This is a genomic window from uncultured Ferrovibrio sp., assembly GCF_937960835.1.
Classification (GTDB): domain Bacteria; phylum Pseudomonadota; class Alphaproteobacteria; order Ferrovibrionales; family Ferrovibrionaceae; genus Ferrovibrio.
In genome coordinates, this window is the sequence record NZ_CALGPC010000013.1 from 161,186 (window position 1) to 183,766 (window position 22,581).

At 63.0% G+C, this 22,581-nt stretch carries 24 protein-coding genes; 10 read left to right on the forward strand and 14 right to left on the reverse strand.

All coding sequences use genetic code 11. The features are described from left to right. Window positions 1–58: 58 nt before the first annotated feature. Both Q0603_RS13540 and Q0603_RS13545 read right to left on the reverse strand, forming a co-directional pair. Entirely contained in the window at window positions 59–1,261 is a 1,203-nt protein-coding gene (locus Q0603_RS13540; RefSeq protein WP_298726522.1) for a porin, read from the reverse strand. 300 nt (window positions 1,262–1,561) lie between these two features. Next, on the reverse strand, window positions 1,562–2,452 hold the full coding sequence (locus tag Q0603_RS13545; protein WP_298726524.1) for a methyltransferase domain-containing protein: 891 nt from the start codon (window positions 2,450–2,452) through the stop codon (window positions 1,562–1,564). 120 nt (window positions 2,453–2,572) lie between these two features. On the opposite strand from Q0603_RS13545, the gene Q0603_RS13550 reads away from it, so the two are divergent. From Q0603_RS13550 to holA, 4 genes are read left to right on the forward strand one after another with little or no spacing between them, the layout of a single operon-like run. Further along, complete coding sequence (locus Q0603_RS13550; protein ID WP_298726526.1) at window positions 2,573–3,166, forward strand: DUF3576 domain-containing protein; 594 nt, start codon at window positions 2,573–2,575, stop codon at window positions 3,164–3,166. Window positions 3,167–3,215: 49 nt separating this feature from the next. Continuing rightward, window positions 3,216–5,783, forward strand: coding sequence for a leucine--tRNA ligase (leuS, locus tag Q0603_RS13555; RefSeq protein ID WP_298726527.1), 2,568 nt, complete (start codon window positions 3,216–3,218; stop codon window positions 5,781–5,783). Next, a complete protein-coding gene (locus Q0603_RS13560; protein ID WP_298726529.1) occupies window positions 5,770–6,354 on the forward strand; it encodes a hypothetical protein in 585 nt (194 codons plus the stop codon). Before leuS ends, Q0603_RS13560 begins: the two co-directional genes overlap by 14 nt. After that, on the forward strand, window positions 6,351–7,367 hold the full coding sequence (holA, locus tag Q0603_RS13565) for a DNA polymerase III subunit delta (protein ID WP_298726531.1): 1,017 nt from the start codon (window positions 6,351–6,353) through the stop codon (window positions 7,365–7,367). Before Q0603_RS13560 ends, holA begins: the two co-directional genes overlap by 4 nt. Here the strand turns inward: holA and Q0603_RS13570 are convergent. Both Q0603_RS13570 and Q0603_RS13575 read right to left on the reverse strand, forming a co-directional pair. Then, window positions 7,364–8,398 (reverse strand): WD40 repeat domain-containing protein, encoded by a 1,035-nt coding sequence (locus tag Q0603_RS13570; RefSeq protein WP_298726533.1) that lies wholly within the window; start codon window positions 8,396–8,398, stop codon window positions 7,364–7,366. The genes holA and Q0603_RS13570 overlap by 4 nt on opposite strands. Beyond that, window positions 8,391–9,494, reverse strand: a complete 1,104-nt coding sequence (locus Q0603_RS13575; RefSeq protein WP_298726535.1) for a GTP-binding protein — start codon at window positions 9,492–9,494, stop codon at window positions 8,391–8,393. The genes Q0603_RS13570 and Q0603_RS13575 overlap by 8 nt, the downstream gene beginning before the upstream one ends. 92 nt (window positions 9,495–9,586) lie before the next feature. Between Q0603_RS13575 and Q0603_RS13580 the strand changes: the two genes are divergently transcribed. The 4 genes from Q0603_RS13580 (at window position 9,587) to Q0603_RS13595 (ending at window position 12,672) form a co-directional block, all read left to right on the forward strand. Next, entirely contained in the window at window positions 9,587–10,135 is a 549-nt protein-coding gene (locus Q0603_RS13580; RefSeq protein ID WP_298726537.1) for a methylated-DNA--[protein]-cysteine S-methyltransferase, read from the forward strand. A gap of 94 nt (window positions 10,136–10,229) precedes the next feature. After that, complete coding sequence (locus Q0603_RS13585) at window positions 10,230–10,931, forward strand: dienelactone hydrolase family protein (protein WP_298726539.1); 702 nt, start codon at window positions 10,230–10,232, stop codon at window positions 10,929–10,931. Between the two features lie 50 nt (window positions 10,932–10,981). Further along, on the forward strand, window positions 10,982–11,956 hold the full coding sequence (locus Q0603_RS13590; RefSeq protein WP_298726541.1) for a quinone oxidoreductase: 975 nt from the start codon (window positions 10,982–10,984) through the stop codon (window positions 11,954–11,956). Window positions 11,957–11,982: 26 nt separating this feature from the next. Continuing rightward, complete coding sequence (locus tag Q0603_RS13595) at window positions 11,983–12,672, forward strand: DUF2470 domain-containing protein (protein ID WP_298726543.1); 690 nt, start codon at window positions 11,983–11,985, stop codon at window positions 12,670–12,672. A gap of 70 nt (window positions 12,673–12,742) precedes the next feature. Here the strand turns inward: Q0603_RS13595 and Q0603_RS13600 are convergent, their stop codons facing one another. The 5 genes from Q0603_RS13600 to Q0603_RS13620 are packed head-to-tail and all read right to left on the reverse strand — an operon-like array spanning window position 12,743 to window position 15,750. Continuing rightward, window positions 12,743–13,543 carry a MetQ/NlpA family ABC transporter substrate-binding protein gene (locus Q0603_RS13600; protein ID WP_298726545.1) on the reverse strand — a complete coding sequence of 267 codons (801 nt, stop codon included), beginning with the start codon at window positions 13,541–13,543 and terminating at the stop codon, window positions 12,743–12,745. Between the two features lie 40 nt (window positions 13,544–13,583). After that, window positions 13,584–14,237, reverse strand: a complete 654-nt coding sequence (locus Q0603_RS13605; RefSeq protein WP_298726547.1) for a methionine ABC transporter permease — start codon at window positions 14,235–14,237, stop codon at window positions 13,584–13,586. Further along, window positions 14,206–15,264 (reverse strand): methionine ABC transporter ATP-binding protein, encoded by a 1,059-nt coding sequence (locus Q0603_RS13610; protein WP_298726549.1) that lies wholly within the window; start codon window positions 15,262–15,264, stop codon window positions 14,206–14,208. The genes Q0603_RS13605 and Q0603_RS13610 overlap by 32 nt, the downstream gene beginning before the upstream one ends. A 1-nt stretch (window position 15,265) precedes the next feature. Continuing rightward, window positions 15,266–15,535, reverse strand: a complete 270-nt coding sequence (locus Q0603_RS13615) for a hypothetical protein (RefSeq protein ID WP_298726551.1) — start codon at window positions 15,533–15,535, stop codon at window positions 15,266–15,268. A 2-nt stretch (window positions 15,536–15,537) separates the two neighbouring features. After that, window positions 15,538–15,750, reverse strand: coding sequence for a hypothetical protein (locus Q0603_RS13620; protein WP_298726553.1), 213 nt, complete (start codon window positions 15,748–15,750; stop codon window positions 15,538–15,540). A gap of 650 nt (window positions 15,751–16,400) precedes the next feature. Between Q0603_RS13620 and Q0603_RS13625 the strand changes: the two genes are divergently transcribed. Continuing rightward, on the forward strand, window positions 16,401–16,865 hold the full coding sequence (locus Q0603_RS13625) for a PAS domain-containing protein (RefSeq protein ID WP_298726555.1): 465 nt from the start codon (window positions 16,401–16,403) through the stop codon (window positions 16,863–16,865). Window positions 16,866–16,886: 21 nt separating this feature from the next. Here the strand turns inward: Q0603_RS13625 and Q0603_RS13630 are convergent, their stop codons facing one another. The 5 genes from Q0603_RS13630 to rho form a co-directional block, all read right to left on the reverse strand. Then, window positions 16,887–17,294: a DUF2000 family protein gene (locus Q0603_RS13630; RefSeq protein WP_298726557.1), complete on the reverse strand. Its 408-nt coding sequence runs from the start codon at window positions 17,292–17,294 to the stop codon at window positions 16,887–16,889. 35 nt (window positions 17,295–17,329) lie between these two features. Beyond that, window positions 17,330–18,181, reverse strand: coding sequence for an AraC family transcriptional regulator (locus Q0603_RS13635; RefSeq protein WP_298726559.1), 852 nt, complete (start codon window positions 18,179–18,181; stop codon window positions 17,330–17,332). A 52-nt stretch (window positions 18,182–18,233) separates the two neighbouring features. Continuing rightward, entirely contained in the window at window positions 18,234–18,773 is a 540-nt protein-coding gene (gene sodC / locus Q0603_RS13640) for a superoxide dismutase [Cu-Zn] SodC (protein WP_298726561.1), read from the reverse strand. A gap of 163 nt (window positions 18,774–18,936) precedes the next feature. Then, window positions 18,937–20,046 carry a copper-containing nitrite reductase gene (nirK, locus tag Q0603_RS13645; RefSeq protein ID WP_298726564.1) on the reverse strand — a complete coding sequence of 370 codons (1,110 nt, stop codon included), beginning with the start codon at window positions 20,044–20,046 and terminating at the stop codon, window positions 18,937–18,939. 188 nt (window positions 20,047–20,234) lie between these two features. Further along, window positions 20,235–21,557: a transcription termination factor Rho gene (gene rho / locus Q0603_RS13650; RefSeq protein ID WP_298726566.1), complete on the reverse strand. Its 1,323-nt coding sequence runs from the start codon at window positions 21,555–21,557 to the stop codon at window positions 20,235–20,237. Window positions 21,558–22,131: 574 nt separating this feature from the next. Between rho and Q0603_RS13655 the strand changes: the two genes are divergently transcribed. After that, on the forward strand, window positions 22,132–22,551 hold the full coding sequence (locus Q0603_RS13655) for a DUF2946 family protein (protein WP_298726568.1): 420 nt from the start codon (window positions 22,132–22,134) through the stop codon (window positions 22,549–22,551). Window positions 22,552–22,581 lie beyond the last annotated feature (30 nt).

Here is a 22,581-nt window from a genome sequence, read left to right on the forward strand (position 1 = left end):
GCAAAAGAAAAGGGGCAGGTCACCCTGCCCCTTTCCCCTAACCGATCGACAGATCGGATTAGAACGTCAGACCGATACCGACAACGCCGAAGGTCTGCTTGATGTCGTTCGCCGAGCCCGGAACATCCAGATCGGAAACACCGACACCAGCGAAGGACAGCACGCCAGTGGCGAGCTGATAGGTCAGGCCGAGCTGATAGTAATCAAGCTCGTTCTTGCCGGCGCCGAGGGTCCGCGTATCTTCGCGGTTGTAGTATTCCACACCGATACCCACCGAACCCGGAGCGGCGCCATTGGTCAGGTAACGGAGACCCACCGAATAAGCCTCGCGGTCTTTGATGACGCCGAGGCCCTCACCCGTAGCATCACGACCCACGTCTTCATTCGAATAACCGCCACCGAACTGAATCGCCGAGCCGTCGCCAACGTTATAGGCGAACTGCGCGCCAACCTGCCAGCCGTCCTGGCGACGATCGGTCACACCTGCACCGAGCGTACCTTCCAGGTGGACGGTGTTCCACGAACCATACAGAGCCACGTCAACCGGGCCCAAGGTCTCGAGGTAGTTGGCTGCGACCGAGTACTGCTTGGACAGCTGACCGTTATTAGCCGTACCACCGAAGCCCGGACCGCAACCCGGATTATTACCCGAAGCGGACGAGAAATCCTGGCAACCATCCGGCGTGTACGAGAAGCCAAGCTGCAGACCCTTGCCAACCTTCGAGCCGAAGTAGCGGTTCGAGGCGGTGTAGATGTTCAGGCCTTCGGTGTCGTGGTTGTTATTCGCAAACCACATCAGCGGCGTGCCGCCATTGCCCTGGGCCGAGCTATATTCCGAATGCACCGTGGTGCTGTGGCCCGGCAGAACGGTCGGGGCGAAATACAGCATCTTGCCATGGACGCGGTCGGTCGAGCCGATTTCGATACGGCCAATATCGGCGCGCTCGATGAACATGTAGCGTTCGTCGATCTGGTCGCCATAGGTCGCGGCTTCGAGCTGGATCTGACCGCCGATCACGGTGCCATCATCCAGCACGCCACGGATGTTGAAATACACCTCAGCGTCGCTGGCCGTGCCAACAGAATGCTGATTCGGCTGGCCCGCAGGAATGTCCTTGTCCTGGAACTTGACGAACTGGGTCCAGAAGCCACCCAGGGTGATGGCCAGCGGCTGAGCCTTGGTCTGGGCGTTCGCGACATCGGCCAGCATCATGCCGGCAGCCGCCACGAGCGCGGTTTGCAGAAGCAGCGTCTTCTTCATTTTTCCTCTTTCCTCTCCCACCGGGATTTGGGTTGCAGTGCTTGCGTCCAAGCAGAGAATCACAAGCAATGAACAATCAGCCGCATGGACTGAATGATCGTCAGGGATGAAGCCACCGCGACCCCGCAAGTGTCAATAAAAGCAGCATTTTCCCCGATGCTTTTGCGGCCGGTGTTGCAAACGGGCCACACACTAACCGCCGCCAAGCCATTCACGCATATAAAATCAATGGGATAGGGCGAGAACGCCGCCCCTCTCCCCGGTTGCCGGAGGCGGGTACCGATCCGGCGCCATCGAGCGTTATTCGATTCGAATCAGCCGATAGGCCCGGCCGGGTTCCGGCTGATCCTGCTCCGCCCGCAGCACATCGTCATGGGTCGCGGCCACCTCAAAGCCAGCCTTTGCCGCGACCTGCCGGATATACGCATCCGTCTGGCGGAACCGGCCGGTTTGCCGCAGCTCCACCGGCTGCTCCCCGCTGCCAAGCTCAATCGTGCAAAGGATCTCACCGCCCTTATTAAGAGATTGACATGAAAGAGAAAATATCTCTTCCAACTGCCCGATATAGATAAAGACGTCAGTGGAAAGGATAGCGTCGTATCGCACTGGCGGCCGGCGCAAAAAGGCATGGGCTTCGGCTTGGTAAAGATGGTCATAGCCACCCCGGCGGGCCGCCTGGCGCAGCATGCGCGGGGCCAGATCCACGCCGTCCAGCCGGCTGGCATAGGGACGGAAGAGCGGCGCATTAAGCCCGGTGCCACACCCCAGGTCTAAAATTACCCGGCTTTTATTCTTCTCCCAGACTGATTCGACCAGATGGGCAATCATCTGGGGCCCGCGATAGCCCAGCGCCGCCAGATGGGCATCGAAGGTTTCCGCATGCCCGTCGAAAACCCAAAGGACATAATCATCCGGTGCCCGGTCCGGGACCCTGTCCCCGGCCAGCATGTCGACCATATGTCGGATCGCACCCGACTGCGGCAGCAAGGCCGATGCCCTTCGGAAGGCATCCAGCGCCTTGGCCTTCTCTTTGCGCTCAAGATGGCATTGCCCCAGCCCGAGCCAAGCCGAAGCATGCTCGCCTCGTTTTAAAATTTCGCGATATAGCGCCATCGCCTGTTCGGGGCGTCCCGCCGTCTGGGCGGCCCAGGCCTGCTGGAACAGAATATCGGTGGAAAGCGGTGCGCTCATGGGGGCGGCTTACGGTGTTTCGCGGGTGCTGGCAATCCCCGGCCCTAGCCCCGGAGATTGGCCTCGCAGTATAAACTATGCTATCCACCGCCCATTCTGCGTCTCAGGAGGATAGCCGTCATGGCTGCTCTGCGTCCCGTTTCGTCTCGGACCGGTCCGTCCATCAGTTTGCGTGCCCGCTGGACCGCGCTGATCGGGGCCGCCCTTCTGCTTCCGCTGGGGGCTTGCACCGCACCGGGCGACGGCGAAACCCAGACCTATTTTCCGGAGAAGAATCAATACGGTACCTACGATCCGGCCCCGTCAGGCCAGCGTCAGACCGTGTTCGGCGATGGTGGCCTCAACCTGTTCGGGGGCAGCAAGAAGCCCGAGGATCAGGGCGGCAGCGGCATCGGCGTGAACAGCTATCTGTGGCGGGCCACGCTGGATACCCTGTCTTTCATGCCGCTGGCCTCGGCTGATCCCTTCGGCGGCGTCATCATCACCGACTGGTACGCGCCGCCGCAGACGCCCGACGAGCGCTTCAAGGTGACCGTCTATATTCTGGATCGTGCCCTGCGGGCTGACGGCCTGCGGGTCAGCGTCTTCCGTCAGATGCGCCAAGGCGACACCTGGGTGGATCAGGCCGCAGCGCCAAGCACGGCGACGAACATGGAAAACGCCATCCTTCAGCGCGCCCGGGAATTCCGCATGGAGGCTGAAGCCCGGCGCTGACCCATCGGCATTCCGCCCGGTGGTATTCACTTAAGAATTGGATAAGTCGATGTCCCGCTATAACGCCAAAGCGGTCGAAGCGAAATGGCAGAAGATCTGGGATGAGCGGCAGGCCTTCCGCGCCTCCACCGATCCCAGCCGCCCGAAATACTACGTCCTGGAGATGTTTCCCTATCCGTCGGGACGCATCCATATGGGCCATGTGCGCAACTACACGCTGGGCGACGTCGTTGCGCGCTACAAGCGCGCCCGCGGCTTCAACGTGCTGCATCCGATGGGCTGGGATGCCTTCGGCCTGCCGGCGGAAAATGCCGCTCAGGAGAAGAAGGTTCATCCAGCCGCCTGGACCTACGACAATATCGCCAACATGCGCGCCGAATTGCAGCGCATGGGCCTGTCGCTGGACTGGAGCCGCGAATTCGCCACCTGCCACCCTGGCTATTACAAGTATCAGCAGAAGCTGTTCCTGGATCTGCTCAAAGCGGGTCTGGCCTATCGCAAGGAAAGCTTCGTCAACTGGGACCCCGTCGATCAGACGGTGCTTGCCAATGAGCAGGTGATCGACGGCCGCGGCTGGCGCTCGGGCGCTTTGGTGGAGCGGCGCAAGCTGTCGCAATGGTTCTTCAAGATCACGGCTTATGCCGACGATCTGCTGCAGGCCCTGGGCGATCTCGACCGCTGGCCCGAGCGCGTGCGGCTGATGCAGCAGAACTGGATCGGCAAATCCGAAGGCGCGCGTTTCTCCTTCGCGCTGAAGGACCGCCAGGACAAGATCGAGGTCTATTCGACTCGCCCCGACACGTTGTTCGGCGCGAGTTTCGTCGCGATCGCCGCGGATCATCCTCTGGCTGCCGAACTGGCCAAACAGGACGAAAAACTTGCCGCCTTCATCGAGGAATGCCGCAAGACCGGCACTGCCGAGGCCGAATTGGAGAAGGCTGAGAAGAAGGGCTATCTCACGCCCATCCAGGCGCTGCATCCTTTCGATGCCAACTGGACTTTGCCGGTTTACGTCGCGAATTTCGTCCTGATGGAATACGGCACCGGCGCCATTTTCGGCTGCCCGGCTCATGATCAGCGCGACCTGGATTTCGCCCGCAAATACGGCCTGCCGGTCAAAGCTGTCGTCGCTCCCAAGGGCCAGGGTACGGTTGAAATCGCAAATGAGGCCTATCTGGAAACCGAGAACACGGTCGCCATCAATTCCGAATTCCTGAACGGTCTCGATGTCGCCGCGGCAAAGCGTGCTGCGATTGCCAAGCTGGAAGAGCTCGGCGTCGGAAAAGGCACCACCACCTATCGCCTGCGTGACTGGGGCGTTTCGCGGCAGCGCTATTGGGGCTGCCCGATCCCGGTGATCCACTGCGATGCCTGCGGCGTGGTGCCGGTGCCGGAATCCGATCTGCCGGTGCTGCTGCCCGACGACGTCACCTTCGACAAGCCCGGCAATCCGCTGGACCATCACCCGACCTGGAAGCATGTCAGCTGCCCAAGCTGCGGCAAGCCGGCGCGGCGTGAAACCGATACCTGCGATACCTTCGTCGACTCCTCCTGGTATTTCGCGCGCTTCTGCAGCCCGCGGGCCGATGCGCCGATGGAAAAGGCCGATGTCGATTACTGGCTGCCGGTGGATCAGTATATCGGCGGCATCGAGCATGCCATCTTGCACCTGCTCTATTCGCGCTTCTTCACCCGCGCACTGCGTGATACCGGGCACCTGTCCTTGAAGAGCGGCGAGCCTTTTGCGGGTCTGTTCACCCAGGGCATGGTCTGCCACGAAACCTATCGCGATGCTTCCGGCGCTTGGCTGTTCCCTGCCGACGTCAAGAAGGACGGCAATCAGGTGGTGCATGTGCGCACCGGTGAGCCGGTGACGGTTGGACGCGTCGAAAAGATGTCGAAGTCCAAGAAGAACGTCATCGATCCTGGACTGATCATCGACACCTACGGCGCCGATACTGCGCGCTGGTTCATGCTGTCGGACAGCCCGCCGGATCGTGACCTCGAATGGACCGAATCCGGCGTCGAAGGCGCCTGGCGCTTCACGCAGCGCCTGTGGCGTCTGGTCTCTGAGCCGCGCGGGCCGATCGCACCCAAAGGCGCCGCAGCCCCGGCGGAATGGCCGGAAGCCGCGCAGCAGCTGCGCCGCGCTCTGCACAAGACCATCACCGCCCTGACCGGCGATCTGGAGCAATTCCATTTCAACAAGGCGGTAGCCCGCATCCACGAATTCGCCAACCTGCTCGAGGCAACCAAAGGCGACGATGCCGCAACCGCCTGGGCGCGGCGCGAAGCTTTGGAGACGCTGGCCAAGCTCATTGGCCCGATGGTGCCGCATCTGGCCGAGGAGATCTGGCAGGCTCTGGGTCACGAGGGATTGCTGCTTGACCAGCCCTGGCCGGTTGCCGATGAAGCGCTGGCGCGAGACGAAACCGTGAGGATCGCCGTGCAGGTGTCGGGCAAGCTGCGCGCGACCATCGAAGTGGCGCGCGACATGGCCCAGAGTGAGCTGGAGAAGCTGGCCCTGGCCAACGACAACGTGAAGCGGGCTATCGACGGCAAGCCGGTGCGCAAAGTCATCGTCGTGCCGAACCGGATCGTCAATGTCGTGGTTTAGCTGCAAAGCTGCAGCGATCTGCCTGATCGTCGCCCTGGCGAACGGACTGGCAGGCTGCGGCTTCAAGCCGCTATACGGAAGCAAGGGCGGCAGCGCATCTGTGGTGCCGGAATTTTCTCATATCTCCATTGCTCAGCCCGAGGACCGGTCCGAACAGGTGCTGCGCAACACCTTGCTCGATCTGATCACCCCGCGCGGCGCACCAGAGCGACCGCGCTATCTGCTGGAATACCGGCTGCATGAAACGCTTGGCTCCGTCTTCGTTACCCGTTCGGAGGAAATCACGCGCAGCAACCTGCAGCTTACAACCCATTTCTATCTGCGCGACTACGAGAACGGCCAAGTCGTTTCGTCCGGCTACATAAACAGCCAGGCTTCGTATAATCAGACGCTCAACGACTACGCCAACCTGGTTGCCGAGAAGAACGCGCGCGAGAGGGCATTGCGCGACACGGCTGAGCAGATTCGCATTCGGCTGGCCAATTACTTCGACGGCTGGCGGCAACAGCAGAATGCCCGGACGCCGCCGCGACAGCCGCAGCCGATGCAGCCCCATCCCTTGCTGCAATGAAGCTGCAAACGCGTGACGTCGAGGCTTTTGTCAAACGGCCAAGGCCGGATATCCGCGCAATATTGCTTTTCGGCAGCGATGCCGGGCTGATCCGCGAGCGCGCCAAGGCAATCGCGCAAAGCGTGGTTGCCGATTTAAGCGATCCTTTCCGCGTTGCCACGCTCACAGGCGCGCAATTGCAGGAGGACCCGGCGAAATTGGCCGATGAAGCCGCCGCCATCGCGCTGACCGGCGGCCGCCGCGTCGTCATGGTCTCTGGCGCCGGGGACCGCAATGCCAAGCTGTTCCAGAGTTTTCTTGATGAGCCTTCCGGCGATGCGCTGATCGTGGTCGAGGCCGGCGAACTCGCAGCGCGTTCATCCCTGCGCGGAGCTTTCGAGGATTCCAATGTCGCCGTCGCCATCGGCTGCTATGCCGATGATCAGCGCTCCCTGCACAGCCTGATCGAAGACATGGCGCGCGAAGCCGGCAAGAAGATCTCGCCCGAAGCCATGGCTTATCTGACCGACAATCTCGGCACCGACCGCATGGTCAGCCGCGGCGAGATCGCCAAGCTGCTGCTTTACAAGGGCGACGATCCCACGCCGGTCAGCCTGGAGGATTGCGAGGCGGTGGTCGGCGACAGCGGAACCTTGTTCCTCGACGATGTCGCTTTCGCTGCCTTTGGCGGTGATTTCTCGGCCCTGACCGACGCCTTGACCCGCTGCGAAAGCGCCGGCGAGTCGCCGGTAGCCATCCTGCGCGTGGCCCAGAAGCACGGCCAGAAGCTGCATCTCGCCGCGGCCCAGCGAGAAGCTGGCAACCGCGTCGATCCGCAGCGGCTGGGCGTGCATTGGACGCGCCGCGATGGCTTTGAACGGCAGGCGCGCCAATGGTCGAGCGACCGCCTGATGCGGGCGCTGGAAATCCTCACCGATGCGGAACTGATGGCCAAGAGCACCGGCATGCCGGCAGCAGCCGCCTGCGGCGACGCGCTGCTGCGCATCGCCCGGGCAGCACGCCTGCCACGCTAGCTGCCTGCCTCGAAATCGAGGATGCCCGCAGCGCCTTCCTCGCCGCCGGCCAGCAGGTAGCGGCCATCCGCCGTCCAGTGCAGCGCCGTGATCGGTGCCGTTCCAACCCGCTCGAGATCGATGCTGGAATTATCGGCGATGCGCCCCAGCTTGAGCTGGCCATCGGCATGGCCCGACGCCACCAGGCCATGGCGCGGATGGAAGGCAACGGCCGTGACCAGTTCGCCCTGGCTGAGTTCTTCCGGCTTGCTGCCCATCGGGCCCTTGCCCTTGCAATCCCAGACCACCACCACCTCGGCGCCGCTGGTCGCCAGCCAGCGCCCGTCGCGCGACCAGCTGAAGCTTTTCGGCTTGGCCGGATAGCCGCTCATCCGCATATCGGCAGCGTCGGACAGCCGCCAGCCATGCATCTCATTCTCCTGGGTCGCGGTCATGATGAACTTGCCGTCCGGCGACCAGGTGACCGTGAGATGCGAGCTTTTCCAGTTCAGGCGCTTGGGCTGCTGCGCCTCGGCCTTCACCCACCACAGGCTGACGCCGCCATAATGCGACACCGCCAGACGCTTGCCTTTCGGATTGAAGGCAAGTCCGGAGACGGTGCTGGGATGATCCTCGAATATGGCGATTTGCTGCCCTGCGCTGCTGAGCAGACCGACGCGCTTGCCCGCGCTATAGGCGATCGCGCTGCCATTGTCGGCCACTACGACCTGCTCGATCCATTTGCGCGGCACGGCGGCCAGCTCACTTGCCTCGCCTTCGACGGTCGACAGGATGAGCCGCCCGTCATCGCCGCCGGAGATGAAGCTGCTGCCGTCCGGCCCCGCCGCCATGCAGAGCAGCGCGGCATCCGCATGCACGATCAGGCGCCGCGTGCTCGGCGCTTGCGGATCGTCGAAGGGACGCAGGGCAATGGAGCCATCGCCCAGGCCGAAACCGGCAACGCCGGCTTGCTCCGCCGCAGCGACGGCAACGACGCCGGACTTGAACTGCCAAAGATAAGCGCGAAAACCGATCTGAGTGGCTTCAGGCACGGCAGGCCTCGAACCCTTTCTGCAGAGCCTCGGCATCCAGATCGCGGCCGATGAAGACGATGCGCGAGACGCGCTTCTCATCGCCGCGCCAGGGCCGCTGGAAATCGCCATCCTTGATCATATGGACGGCCTGGAAGACGAAGCGCTTGTCGCTGCCCTTCAGATCCAGAATGCCCTTGCTGCGCAGGATGTCCTGCCCCTTGGTGGCCAGCAATTCGCTGATCCAGGCGTCGAATTTGCGCGCATCCAGCGGCGTATCGGCCGACAGGGAAACGCTGTGCACCGTGGTGTCGTGGATGTGATCGTGGCCGCAATGCTCGTCATGCACATGGCCGGGTTCGCCATGCGGCGGATTGTGGTGGTGATCGTGGTGATGATCATGATGATCGTGGCCGCAATGTTCGTCATGAACATGACCCGGCTCGCCATGGGGCGGATTCGCCTTGAGGAAATCCGGCTCCAGATCGAGGATGCGGTTCAGATCGAAGGCGCCGCGGTCCAGCACCTTATCGAGCGGCACGTCGCAGCGGGTGGCACGATGGATCTGCGCAAAGCGGTTGACGGCGCGGATCCGCGCCTCCACCTCGGCCAGCTCTTCCGGCGTGACCAGATCGGTCTTGTTCAGGATGATGACATCGGCGAAGGCAATCTGCTCTTCGGCCTCGCGGCTGTCTTTTAAGCGCGCCGGCAAATGCCGGGCGTCGACCACGGTGACGATGGAATCCAGCTTGGCGCGGCGGGCGACATCCTCGTCAACGAAGAAGGTCTGCGCCACCGGCCCGGGATCGGCCAGGCCGGTCGTCTCGACCACGATGGCGTCGAACCGGTCCTTGCGCTTCATCAGGCCGTCGATGATGCGGATCAGGTCGCCGCGCACCGTGCAGCAGATGCAGCCGTTATTCATCTCGAAGACTTCTTCGTCGGCATCCACCACCAGGTCGTTGTCGATGCCGATCTCGCCGAATTCGTTGATGATCACGGCGTATTTCTTGCCGTGCTGCTCGGTCAGGATGCGGTTCAGCAAGGTGGTCTTGCCGGCGCCGAGATACCCGGTCAGCACCGTGACCGGCGTCTGCGTCTCGAATGACTGCGACATTAGCGGATACTCCGAAGGGATCGGCTGTGTTATGTGAGATGGCGTAACCATAGTGAGCCCAGGCCTCAAGTCCAGCCCCAAAGGTCGCCGTCATGCCGTCCAGCGCCAGCTTGCTGAAAATCGACCATCCTGCAGCCGCAACGGCCCGGATCTGCGTCTTCTCGCCGCTCGGCCCGCTCACCGTCACCGCCACCGAAGAAGCCATCGTTTCGCTGGATTGGGGTGGCAAGCCCGAGCAGAACCGGGCCGCCACGCCTTTGCTGGCGGAGGCCGCGCGCCAGCTTGCGGCCTATTTTGCCGACGGAAAAACGCGCTTCCATCTGCCCCTGGCGCCGAAGGGATCGGATTTCCAGCGTGCGGTATGGGAATTCATGCTGGCCATTCCGGCAGGCAAGACCCGCACCTATGGCGAGGCGGCTGCCGCCATCGGCGGCGCAGCGCGATCCGATGCCCGGGCGGTCGGCGCAGCCTGCGGCGCCAATCCGATTCCGGTGATCATCCCGTGCCACCGCATTCTCGCCGCAGGCGGAGAAGCGGGCGGATATTCGGGCATGGGCGGCCTTGAGACCAAGCGCTGGTTGCTGCGCCATGAAGGCGCCTTCGTGCCGCCCCTGCAGAACGATCTTTTCGGCGCCGCGTAATCGCCGCTACTTCCTTCCCGGTTACCGGTTGCTTGGCGGTTGATACCAGCTGCTTTCCGCCGCTAGAGTTTCCGCCTTCAAACAGGAGGAAACCATGGCGAAGGAAATCACCATCCAGGCATCTGACGGCAGCGGCAGCTTCATGGCTTATCTGGCCGAGCCGACCAGCGGCAAAGGCGCCGGCATCCTGGTGATCCAGGAGATTTTCGGCGTCAACCAGGTGATGCGCGAGATCTGCGAGAACCTCGCCGCCCAGGGCTATTTTGCGCTTTGCCCCGACCTTTTCTGGCGTCAGGAAGCGGGCGTCAACATCACCGACAAAAGCCAGGCCGAATGGGACAAGGCCTTCAAGCTGTTCAACGGCTTCGACCTCGACAAGGGCATCGACGATCTGAAGGCTTCGCTCGCCGTGCTGCGCAAGCTGCCCGGCTGCACCGGCAAGGCCGGCACGGTCGGCTACTGCCTGGGCGGCCGCCTGGCCTACCTGATGGCCTGCCGCAGCGATGTGGATGCGGCGGTCGGCTATTACGGCGTCGCGCTGACCGACCATCTGTCGGAGATCGGCAATATCCGCAAGCCGCTGATGATGCATATGGCGAACAAGGACAAGTTCGTGCCGAAGGAAGCCCAGGATCAGATCAGGACAGCCTTCCAGAAGCAGCCGCTGATCACGCTGCATGAATATCCTGACTGCGATCATGCCTTCGCCCGCGTCGGCGGCGAGCATTTCGACAAGAATGCGGCCGATCTCGCCAATCAGCGCACGGCCGAGTTCTTCGGAAAACACCTCGCTTAAACCTTCCCAGCAACAGCAAGTCTCTTAAAGACAACAAAAGGAGCGCGCAGATGGCGCATGCAATCCGTATTCATCAGGTCGGCGGCCCAGAGGTCATGAAATGGGAAGCGGTCGAAGTGGGCGATCCCGGCCCCGGCCAGATCCGCATCAAGACCACGGCGGCCGGCCTCAATTACATCGACACCTATCACCGCAGCGGCCTGTACAAGATGCCGCTGCCGCTCACGCTCGGCATGGAAGGCGCGGGCACGGTCACTGCCGTTGGCGCCGATGTCACCGATATCAAGGTCGGCGACCGCGTCGCCTATGCCTCGGCGCCGCTCGGCTCCTATTCGGAAGAGCGTCTGATGCAGGCCGATCGCTGCGTCGTGCTGCCGGATGGCATCAGCGATCAGCAGGCAGCCGGCATGATGCTGAAAGGCATGACCACCGAATATCTCGTGCGGCGTACCTATGCGATCAAGCCCGGCGATACCGTGCTGTTCCACGCTGCCGCCGGCGGCGTCGGCCTGATCTTCGGCCAATGGGCGAAGGCGCTGGGCGCCACCGTGATCGGCACCGTCAGCTCGGAAGACAAGGCCAAGCTCGCGCGCGAGCATGGCTATGATCATGTGATCAACTACAAGACGGAAAACTTCGCCGAGCGGGTGAAGGAAATCACCAAGGGTGAAGGCGTGCCGGTGGTCTATGACGGCGTCGGCAAGGATACCTGGAACGGCTCGCTCGACTGCCTGCGGCCGCTTGGCCTGATGGTCAGCTTCGGCAATGCTTCCGGTCCGGTACCACCCATCGAGCTCGCCACGCTGTCGGCCAAGGGCTCGCTGTTCGTCACCCGGCCCACGCTCGTGACCTACACCGCCAAGCGCGCAGATCTCGTGGGCTCTGCCAATGCGCTGTTCGACGTGGTCAAATCCGGCAAGGTGAAGATCGAGATCAAGCAGACCTACGCCTTGAAGGATGCCGCCAAGGCTCATGAGGACCTGGAGTCGCGCAAGACCACCGGCTCCACCCTGCTGCTGCCGTAAGCACCATGAGCAACCCGACGCCAGCCATGCAAGCCCGCGCTGTCGCCCGCGCCTGCCGCACGGCGACACTGGCAACCAGCATGGCTGGCGATCCGGGACAGCCTTATGCGTCGCTCGTTCTGGTCGCCTTCGATCTCGATGCCACGCCGCTGCTGCTGGTTTCGACCCTGGCCGACCACACCAGGAATATCGCCGCCGACAACCGCGTCTCGCTGCTTTGCGACGGCACCTTAGGCCATGACGAGCCGCTGACCGGACCGCGCGTCAGTCTGCTCGGCCGCGCCGAAAAGACGGATGAGCCGCGCCATCGTGCCCGCTATCTCGCCCGGCATCCTTCCGCTGAGGGCTATGCCGGCTTCAAGGATTTCGCTTTCTACAAGATCATTGTCGAGCGGGCGCATATTGTCGCCGGCTTCGGCAGGATTCACTGGTTCGATGATTATCTGCTGCCGGCACCGCAGGCGCTGATCGATGCCGAAGCCGGCATCCTTGAGCATATGAATACCGATCACGCCGATGCCGTGCAGCTTTATGCCAACAGGCTTCTGGGCAAAAACGGCGATGGCTGGCGGCTTTGCGGCATCGATCCGGAAGGCTGCGACCTGATTTGCGGCCACGAGCTTGCCCGCCTGCCCTTCGATACGCTGGTCCAGGATGCCGAAAGCGCCCGGGCCGAACTGGTCCGGCTGGTGAAGCAGGCCCGCGCCGCTGGATAAAAAAAGCCCGTCAGCATTGCTGCTGACGGGCTCGGCCGCTCGTTCCGGGGAGGACTTGATTGAACGGCAATTACCAGGCGGTGACGATCGCCTTCTGATACTTCTGCTCGACGAAAGCCTTCACTTCCGGCGACTGATAGGCCTTCACCAGCTTGGCGAATTCCGGACGATCCTTCTCCGCCGTGCGCACGGCAATGATGTTCACGTACGGAGCCTTCGCGCCTTCGCTGGCAATCGCATCCTTGGTCGGCGACAGGCCGGCCGGGATCGCATAGTTGGTGTTGATCGCGGCGGCATCGAGTTCGGCCAGCGCGCGCGGCAGCTGCGCCGCATCGAGTTCCACGATGCGGATCTTCTTCGGATTCTCGGCAACGTCGAGCGGCGAAGCCTTCAGGCCGGCGCCTTCGCGCAGCTTGATCAGACCGGCCGATTCCAGCACCAGCAGGCCGCGGGCGCCATTGGTCGGATCGTTCGGGATGCCGACGCGGGCGCCATTCGGCAGCTCGTCCAGCGACTTCACCTTCTTGGAATAAACGCCCATCGGGAAGTTCACGGTGTAGGCGATATTGGTCAGCTTGTAGCCACGGTCCTTGATCTGCGCTTCCAGATACGGCAGGTGCTGATAGGAATTCGCATCCAGGTCACCGGCATTGAGCGCCGCATTCGGCTGCACGTAATCGCTGAACTCGACGATCTGGATCTTCAGGCCGTCCTTCTCGGCCACCTGCTTCACCACTTCCATGATCTCGGCATGCGGGCCGGCGGTGACGCCGACCTTGATCGGCTTGTCCTGGGCCAGCGCAGCCGGCGAGGCAATGAGTGCAGCAAGTCCGAGGACGGCGAGACTGCGGCGGAAAAGCGAGAACGACATGGAATACTCCTTTTTATGGTCTGGAGAGGCTTAAACAAACTCAACGATGGCTGAGACGGCGCACCAGGCGGTCGCCCAGCGACTGAACGCCCTGCACGAAGACAATCAGCACCAGCACGACGGCCAGCATCACTTCCGGCAGGAAGCGCTGATAGCCATAACGGATGCCGATATCGCCCAGGCCGCCGCCGCCCACGGCGCCGGCCATGGCCGAGTATCCGATCAGGCTGACGAGCGTGATGGTGAGGCCGGCGACGATGCCGGGCAAAGCTTCGGGCAGCAGCACCTTGGTGACGATCTGCAGCGGCGTCGCGCCCATCGCCTGGGCCGCTTCGATCAGGCCGGCAGGCACTTCCCGCAGGGCGGTTTCCACCAGACGGGCGATGAAGGGGATCGCGGCGATCGTCAGCGGCACGATGGCCGCCGCGGTACCGATGGAGGTGCCGACCACCAGCCGCGTGAACGGGATGATCGCCACCATCAGGATGATGAAGGGCGTCGAGCGCGTGGCATTGACGATGATGCCGAGCACGCGGTTGGCCACCAGATTCTGCAGGATGCCGCCGCGGTCGGTGAGGATCAGGATGACGCCCAGCGGAATGCCGAACAGGGCTGCCACCCCGCCGGAGATGCCGACCATCACCAGCGTTTCGATGAAACCGTCAACCAGCAGCTCGATCAAGGCTGTGGACATGGCCCAGTTCCTCCACGTGTAACTTGCGATTGGTAAGATAGGTTTTCGCAGCAGCGATCTTGGCCGCGTCGTCGGGTACGCGCACGACCATCACGCCGAAGGGACGCCCCTGAATCTCATCGATCCGGCCATGCAGGATGTTGATGTCGAGATTGAGATTGCGGCTCAGCTCCGAGATCACCGGATCGTCGGCATGACTGCCGGTGAACAGGATGCGCAGCAGCCGGCCGCCCTTGTCCGCCGTATCATTGTCGGCGATGCGCTTCTGCAAGGCCGGCGGCAGGTCGAAACCGATCAGATCGGACACAAAGCTGCGCGTCGTTAAATGCTGCGGCCGGGTGAAGACATCGAAGGTATCGCCCTGCTCGATCACCTTGCCATGCTCCATCACGGCAACACGGTCGGCGATTTCCTTCACCACCGCCATCTCATGGGTGATCAGCACGACGGTCAGCTTCAGGCGGTCACGGATATCCTTGATCAGGGCAAGAATCTGATCGGTGGTTTCCGGATCGAGCGCCGAAGTGGCTTCGTCGCAGAGCAGCACCTTGGGATCGGTGGCCAGCGCGCGGGCAATGCCGACGCGTTGCTTCTGGCCGCCCGAGAGCTGGGACGGATAGCGGCCTGCCTTGTCGGCGAGGCCAACCAGTTCCAGCAGCGGATCCACCTTGGCCTTGATCGCCGCCCGGCCTTCGCCGCGCAGTTCCAGCGGCAATGCCACGTTGTCGAACACGGTACGTGAGGACAGCAGGTTGAAATGCTGGAAGATCATGCCGATCTCGCGCCGCGCGATGCGCAGGGCGGCCGCATCCAGCGACATCAGATCGCGGCCATCAACGAGAACCTGGCCCTCGGTCGGACGCTCCAGCAGGTTGATGCAGCGGATCAGGGTCGACTTGCCGGCGCCGCTGCGGCCGATGACGCCGAAAATCTCGCCCGCTTCGATTTTCAGCGAAACGTTGCTCAGGGCTTCGACCGAGCCGGTCGCGCTCGCGAAGCGCTTGGTGACGTGACGGAGGTCGATCATGTCAGCGCTCGAACGGCAAGAAGCTGAGGCTCAGCAGATCGCCGGGCGCATGCCAGTCGGGCGGCAGGGCCAGCGGATCGGTCAGCGAGGTGGCGCTATGGTCATTGGCCGGCGCCGGCAAAGCCGCGGCTTGCAGACGCTCCGGCGCGATGAAGGCCCCGAAAGCAGCCTGCAGGCGCTCGGTCAGGCCAACGCGGCGGCCGCGCTGGTGATGCGCGACATGCGTCGGCACCTCGGCGGCAAGGGATGGGGAAAGCGGCAGGTCGTGCATGATTACCTCCATGCTTTCTGGCGAAGATTGTCGTTGGCGCCAAAGGCGCGGCCGAGCGCGCGGGCGGCGCGTTCGGCATCCGCGGCCCGGCGGAAAAGCTGCTGCTCGATGGATTGGTATTGCGGCGCGGAGGCAAAGAAACGGAACCCGCCTCTTTCGCGGATGACCACGCCGGCGGCCTCGCCGGCCGCCTCGATCAAATAGGCTTCACTCATGGCTACCTCTATTGGCCGGCCAGGCCGGCAGTCGGATGTCGGATCAGGAACGCGGAAGACGGGCGTTCAGCGACAGCAACAGAGGCTGGTTTTGCAAAAAGCCGGCTTGCGGGAAGCCCGGTAGGCGGGAGGGTGGATGCGATCATGCGTCATGGGTCACTCCGTACACTTTTGTCGGGCCCACGACTTCCGCCGTGGCGCTTTAGCGTTGGTGACGCGGCGCAAGCTGCCCCTCAAATCCCGCGGTCCGGCGCTGACCGGACGTTGCCTATATTTCACACTGTAATATGCAAGTCAAGCAGAATTCACACAAACACATACAAAACCCCGCATAACGGGCATGCCCCGTCTGCATATCATCAGACAAGCTATTGACATATAATGTTTATGGAAATTCGGTCGGGGCCGGTCCGGCAATGCCCCATTGATGCCGGACCGGCCACGAACCCCCAACACGACCAGCAAGTGAGGAGGCCGACCTATAGGATCGCTTCAGAGCAGGGACGCCTGAGCGCGATTGAGTCTGATTATATGAGAATGATTTTCAATTACAAGTCATTTTTGAGGGCGCGCAGCAAATATTTGTCTAGCCCCTCAGCCCTTTACCAAAACCCGCTACTATCGGGTGGCCAAATCGCAAGCAGAGCCCGATGACCCGTCAAGTCGAAGCCACACCGGCCACGCTGCAGCGCCCCCGTCTGCAGCGTCTTCTTCAGTATTGGCATGACAAACGCGGCTCCCGTCTGATGCCGGCGCGCCGGGACCTTGACCCATTGGAATTGTCCTGGGTGCTGGGCGATCTCTCGCTCGTCGAAGTGCATCGCGCCGACCATGGCCGCCTGCGCTATCGCTTCCGCCTGATCGGCAGCCGCGTGGCGGAACGGCTGGGCTATGAAATGACCGGCAAATGGCTGGAGGATCTGCCCGAGCCGGCTTACCGCGCCTATCTGGCCGAGGCGTACGGCGAAGTGGTTGCTCGCGCCGTCCCGCTATCCGAACACCCGGACATGGTGATCGATCACCGCCTGCACCATTACGAGATTCTGCGCATGCCGCTGGCCAGCGACGGCCACCATCCGGACATGCTGCTGGTGGCAGTCGATTTCAACGACTGAGAGTTCAACGACTGCATCGTCTCAGCCATGCAGCGGCAGGCCTTTGACGGCCTTGTCGACGGCCTTGCGCTGGCCATGCAGCGCCAGTCCAACCCAGGGCTGGTTGTGCGGATCGCTTGCGCGGAAGACCTCGCGGTTGGCGGCGTCGTGGCCGGTGCTGAACATCGGCTCGACATAGGGCGCGATGGTCAGCCCGCGCTCAGATGCAGCGCGATGCACCTTCTGCAGCTGCTCCAAAGAGGCGGCGAAGATCAGGATCGGCTGGCCGATCATCGCCGTGTAGCGCTGCCCTGCTGCATCGACATAAGCCTCACCGATGCAGTCTGGATGCGCGGCGGCGATGCCGCTGGCAAGAAAGGCGGTCACATTCAGCTTCTGCCAGGCGGCAAGATCCTGGCGGACGATGATGGCGATCTTGGTCTCGAACATGCGCTTTTCTGTCGGTGACAGGAAGCAAAATGGGTTCAGGCCAACCGCGCGTCTGGAAGATTTGTGCAGGCTGCGCGATAGGCCGCAGGCGTCATGCCATAGGCGCGTTTGAACCAGCGGCCGAGATGGCTTTGATCGGCAAAGCTCAAGCCAGCTGCTACTTCCGCCGGCGTCATGCCTTTGGCCAGCCATTGCCGCGCCCGGCTGAGCCGCCGCTGCACCAGATAGGCGTGCGGCGGCAGGCCATAGGCCGCCTTGAAAGCGCGGTGCAGGCGGAAGCGATCGGCGGCACCGGCCAGTGCGACCAGGTCCTGCAGCCCGATATCCTGCTCGCAGAGCGCATCGATGGCGTCTTTCGCCCGCTGTGCCAGACGCGGTGCTGTCTCGCGCTGCGTCGCGGCGCCGAGAAAACGCTGCGACAGCAGCGCAACGACCTGATCCAGTGCTGCCTCGCGCGCCATGCGGCTGTCCGGCTGCGCGATCTGGCGATAGGCGGCAGCAATGGCCGCCGCCAGCGCCGGATCATCCGCCAATGTCTGTGGGAAATGCCACACGCCGTCGCTTTCGGCCCGGCCGGCATAAAGCGCCGCGTTCTGGCGCAGCCATGCCGGATCGAAATAGAGCATGGCGTAAACGAAACCGCTCGGCGCGCCGGCCTCGCCGTCATGGACATCGCCCGGCTCCATCAGAATGACGCGGCCAGGTGTGCTGCGATGCAGCTGGCGGCGGCAGCGGAATTGCTGCACGCCAGCCTCGGTCACGCCGACCAGCACCTGGTCGTGGAAATGCGGGTCATAAGCATGGCTGTGGAACTGCGCGCGCACGGCTTCGGTGCCGCTCTGCGCGTCGCGGGCGAAATCGAGCCAGTCCTCGCCATGGCCTGTCATCCTTCTATCGGATCATGCCAGGCCCAAGCCCGCAACCAGCTATTTGACGCCGCTACTTGATGACGCCGCAGGCGATGCGGCCGCCGCCGCCGCCCAGAGGCGCGGGCTCGTCGCTGTAATTGTCCCCGCCCGCATGGATCATCACGGCGCGGCCGGAAAGCTGGCTCACCTTCAGGCGCGGCGCGATCACCGGCAAGGTCGCCGTGCCGTCGTCATTGACGACCAGCGGCGGCAGATCGCCAAGATGCCCCTTCCGGTCATGCGGACCATGATGCATGCCCGCCTTATGCGGATCGTAATGCCCGCCAGCCGCCATGCCTGCCGCCATCTGGCCCTGCGGATTGCGGCCCGGACCGCAATCGGGCTTTTCATGCACATGGAAGCCATGCACGCCCGGCGGCGCCAGATTCCGCAAATCCGGCGTCAGCATCAGGCCTTGCGCGGTATCCTTCGCGCGGATCGTGCCGATGGCAGCGCCCACGCCTTCGGCCGAGATGGCGTGAATGGTGATGGTTTTCTCCGCTGCGAGTGCGGAGAAACCGCTGAATGCCAAACCGGCTGCCAATACGGTTGCCAATGCCAAACGCTGCATGATCCACGCCTCCTGACCTGCTGATCCTGGCAGGTGAATTAGAGGCCGCCGGAAACCGTGCAAGGGTAATGTGGCGAAATACCGGGGATAAACGCCAAACGAAAATGAAATGGCGAAACGAAATGGGCGGGATCGCTCCCGCCCATTCCCATGATCAGCAGCCCTAGTGCTTATGCGCCACGAGCTGCGGCTGTGCCTTCTCCACCGGCACCAGCGGCGCGGCTTCTGAGCTTTTCGCCGGATCGGCATTCTCCCTGAAGATGCCGGGATTCTCCGGCCCGGTGACATCGAGGAAGCCGACCAGGCCGCGCTGTACGCGGGACAGCGCATGATCGACCAGCACATACCGGCCGGGCACCTGCAGCTCGAACTCCACCGCCGCCGCGCCGCCCGGCGCGACGCTGATGGTCTGCACATCCTTATGGGCCGGGCCGGTCAGATCGCCCATGGCATAGACCTTGTCGAAGATCTCGCCGATCACATGGAAGGACGAAGTGTAGTTCGGCCCGCCAACACCGAAGAAAATGCGGACCGTCTCGCCGACCTTGGCCTTCAGCGGCTTCTGCTCGGTCAGCGCGCCGACCGCGCCGTTGAAGACGAAATATTCCGGCCGCTCGTCGAGCAGCTTGGTGAAGCTGGCCTCGACCTCGCCCTTTTCGCCCAGCGGCTGCTCGGTATAGATCTCGCCCTGCATCACATAGAATTCGTGATCGACCTTGGGCAGGCCTTCTTCGGGTTCGACCAGGATCATGCCGTACATGCCGTTGGCGATATGCAGCGCCGCGGGATGAACCGCGCAGTGATAGACGTAGAGGCCGGGATTGAGCGCCTTGAAGGTGAAGCTCTTCGCCTCGCCGGGATCGGCAGCAGTTGCCTCTGCCCCGCCGCCCGGGCCGGTGACAGAATGGAAATCCACATTGTGGATCATGGCGCTGTCTTCATGATTGGCGAGATTCACCGTCACCGTGTCGCCCACCCGCACGCGGATGAAAGGGCCGGGCACCTTGTTGTTGAAGGTCCAGTAGCTGAACGAGGTGCCATCGGCCAGCCGGCCCACCACTTCGGTGGTTTCCAGATTGACGGTCACATGGGCAGGCGCCCGGCGGGCCAGCGGCGCCGGCAGGTCCGTCGGCGCGCGAACGATATCGGTCAGCGCCGGCACCCCGCCGGCCATGGCCGGCAGCATCATCGGCGATACCAGCAGCGCGGCTGCAACGGCCGCACCGCTCAACAGGCGACGCATCGTGCTTTGGTTCGAAGATCCGGTCCGCATGGCAACCTCCTGGGTTTCAATGCCACGGGACCATCCTCCTCCATTTGCGGTTTTCCTTGTTGTTGCACCGCAAAGAGCCGCGCAAAGCAGGCGCGGCAGCTTGTCGCAGCGCCTGATTGCCGCCTGAAAAGCAAAACGGGCGGGAATTGCTTCCCGCCCGCCCGCGTAAGGCATCGCCTCAAAGGCGATCAGGTATTCATCGAGTCGAAGAACTCGGCATTGGTGCGCGAGGTGCGCAGCTTGTCGAGCAGGAACTCCATCGCATCCTGGCCGCCCATCGGCATGAGGATGCGGCGCAGCACCCACATCTTGGCCAGCACGCCCTTGTCGACCAGCAGCTCCTCCTTGCGGGTGCCCGACTTGGTGATGTCGATCGCCGGGAAGGTGCGCTTGTCCGCCAGCTTGCGGTCGAGCACGATTTCCGAGTTGCCGGTGCCCTTGAACTCTTCGAAGATCACTTCGTCCATGCGGCTGCCGGTATCGATCAGCGCGGTCGCGATGATGGTCAGCGAGCCGCCCTCTTCGATATTGCGCGCAGCGCCGAAGAAGCGCTTCGGACGCTGCAGCGCATTGGCATCCACGCCACCCGTCAGCACCTTGCCCGAAGACGGCACCACGGTGTTGTAGGCGCGGGCAAGACGCGTGATCGAGTCCAGCAGGATGACAACGTCACGCTTATGCTCGACCAGGCGCTTGGCCTTTTCCAGCACCATTTCGGTGACCTGGACGTGGCGGCTGGCCGGCTCGTCGAAGGTGGACGAGATCACCTCGCCCTTCACCGTGCGCTGCATGTCGGTGACTTCTTCCGGGCGCTCGTCGATCAGCAGAACGATCAGATAGACTTCCGGGTGGTTGGCGCTGATCGCATGCGCGATATTCTGCAGCAGCATGGTCTTACCCGTGCGCGGCGGCGCGACGATCAGCGCGCGCTGGCCCTTGCCCTGCGGCGCGATCAGGTCGATGACGCGGGACGAGATGTCCTTCTTGGGCATCGAAACCAGCTTCTCGCGCTTGGCGGCCTCGCCGCGCGACTTGATCGCCGGCGTGGGCTCATCGCTCGGCGGCATTTCCATGCGCAGCCGCTCGGTCGGATAAAGCGGCGTCAGGTTGTCGAAATGCACCTTGTGGCGGCTGGCTTCCGGATCCTCGTAGTTGATCGAGTTGACCTTGAGCAGCGCGAAATACCGCTCGCCGTCCTTCGGCGCGCGGATGGTGCCCTCGATCGTGTCGCCCGTACGCAGGCCGAAACGGCGGATCTGGTTGGGGCTGACATAGATGTCGTCAGGGCCAGGCAGGTAGTTCGCCTCGGCCGAACGCAGGAAGCCGAAGCCGTCCTGCAGGACCTCGAGCACGCCCTCGCCCGTGATCTCCACCTCTTTCTCGGCAAGCTGCTTGAGGATGGCGAACATCATGTCCTGCTTGCGCAGGGTGGAGGCGTTCTCGATCTGCAGTTCCTCGGCGAAGGAAAGCAGTTCGGTCGGGGATTTGGATTTCAGTTCCTGGAGATTCATCGACGGACTCGCGGACTCAAGAAGCGGCGTTGCTTGGGAGATTGGGCGCTACATCCGGCAGTCGGGCGCAGGCGCCAGTTGAGGAGGGATCGAACCGTCCGCGCGGGTTCCGCGATACCGATGACAAATCAAAATAAAGGAAGCGGAAAGGGCGCCGGATCGGCACCGGTCCAAAAGAATACGGGCCGGTTGTTAAGCGAGATAGCAACGAGGCCGGGGGAAGTCAAGGGTGCGAGACGGCATGGACTTGCGCCGCTTGTCGCCATGCCGGATGGAACGCCCTGGGCCGGTAAAGCCTATGCCGGATCCCCGGCGCCGGTGGCGGCTGCAGATCGGATGGCGGTAAAGCCGCGAAAACAGATCATCGGCGATGATCATCCCAGCGGCCACCGGCGGTGTCGTGGCGGCGTCGCAAAGTCTCGCGGCGCATGCGACGGCTCTGATATCATTTGCGTGCGGCATTTATGCCTGCCGCATCTGCGCCATGCAGCGGCAGTGCAGAAAGCACGATCCAGCGGAGCTGCGGCATCGATCCCCCTTGCCGCCGCAGCATCGGCGGGCTATGGCTTTCGTCATGCGTCGGGCTTCCATCATCGCCGCCATCGATTTGCGCCGTTTTGCCGCGGCGCTGGCCCTGCTGGCATTGCTGGTGCATGGCTTGCTGCCGCTGACGCAGAACGCCATTCAGCGCGTCCAGACCGCGCATGGCATCGAGCAGGTGGTGCTGTGTTCAGCACTCGGCTATCGCACCATCGCCCTGAAGGATGGCATGCCGGTGGATGCCGATCCGGCAAAGCCGCAGAAGATCAGCCAGAATTGCCCGGCCTGCCTGCTGCATAACCAGCTTGCGCAGGCTGTCCTGCCGGTGGGCGTGGCGCTGGCAGTGCCCAGCACCGCGATCACCATACTCTTTGGCGCTGCCTCTGACAGCACACCGGCGCAGGCCGGCTTCCTGCCGCCACAGGCCCGCGCGCCTCCCGTTTCCCTGTCCTGATCCAACCCATCCTTCTTCACTCAGGATTTA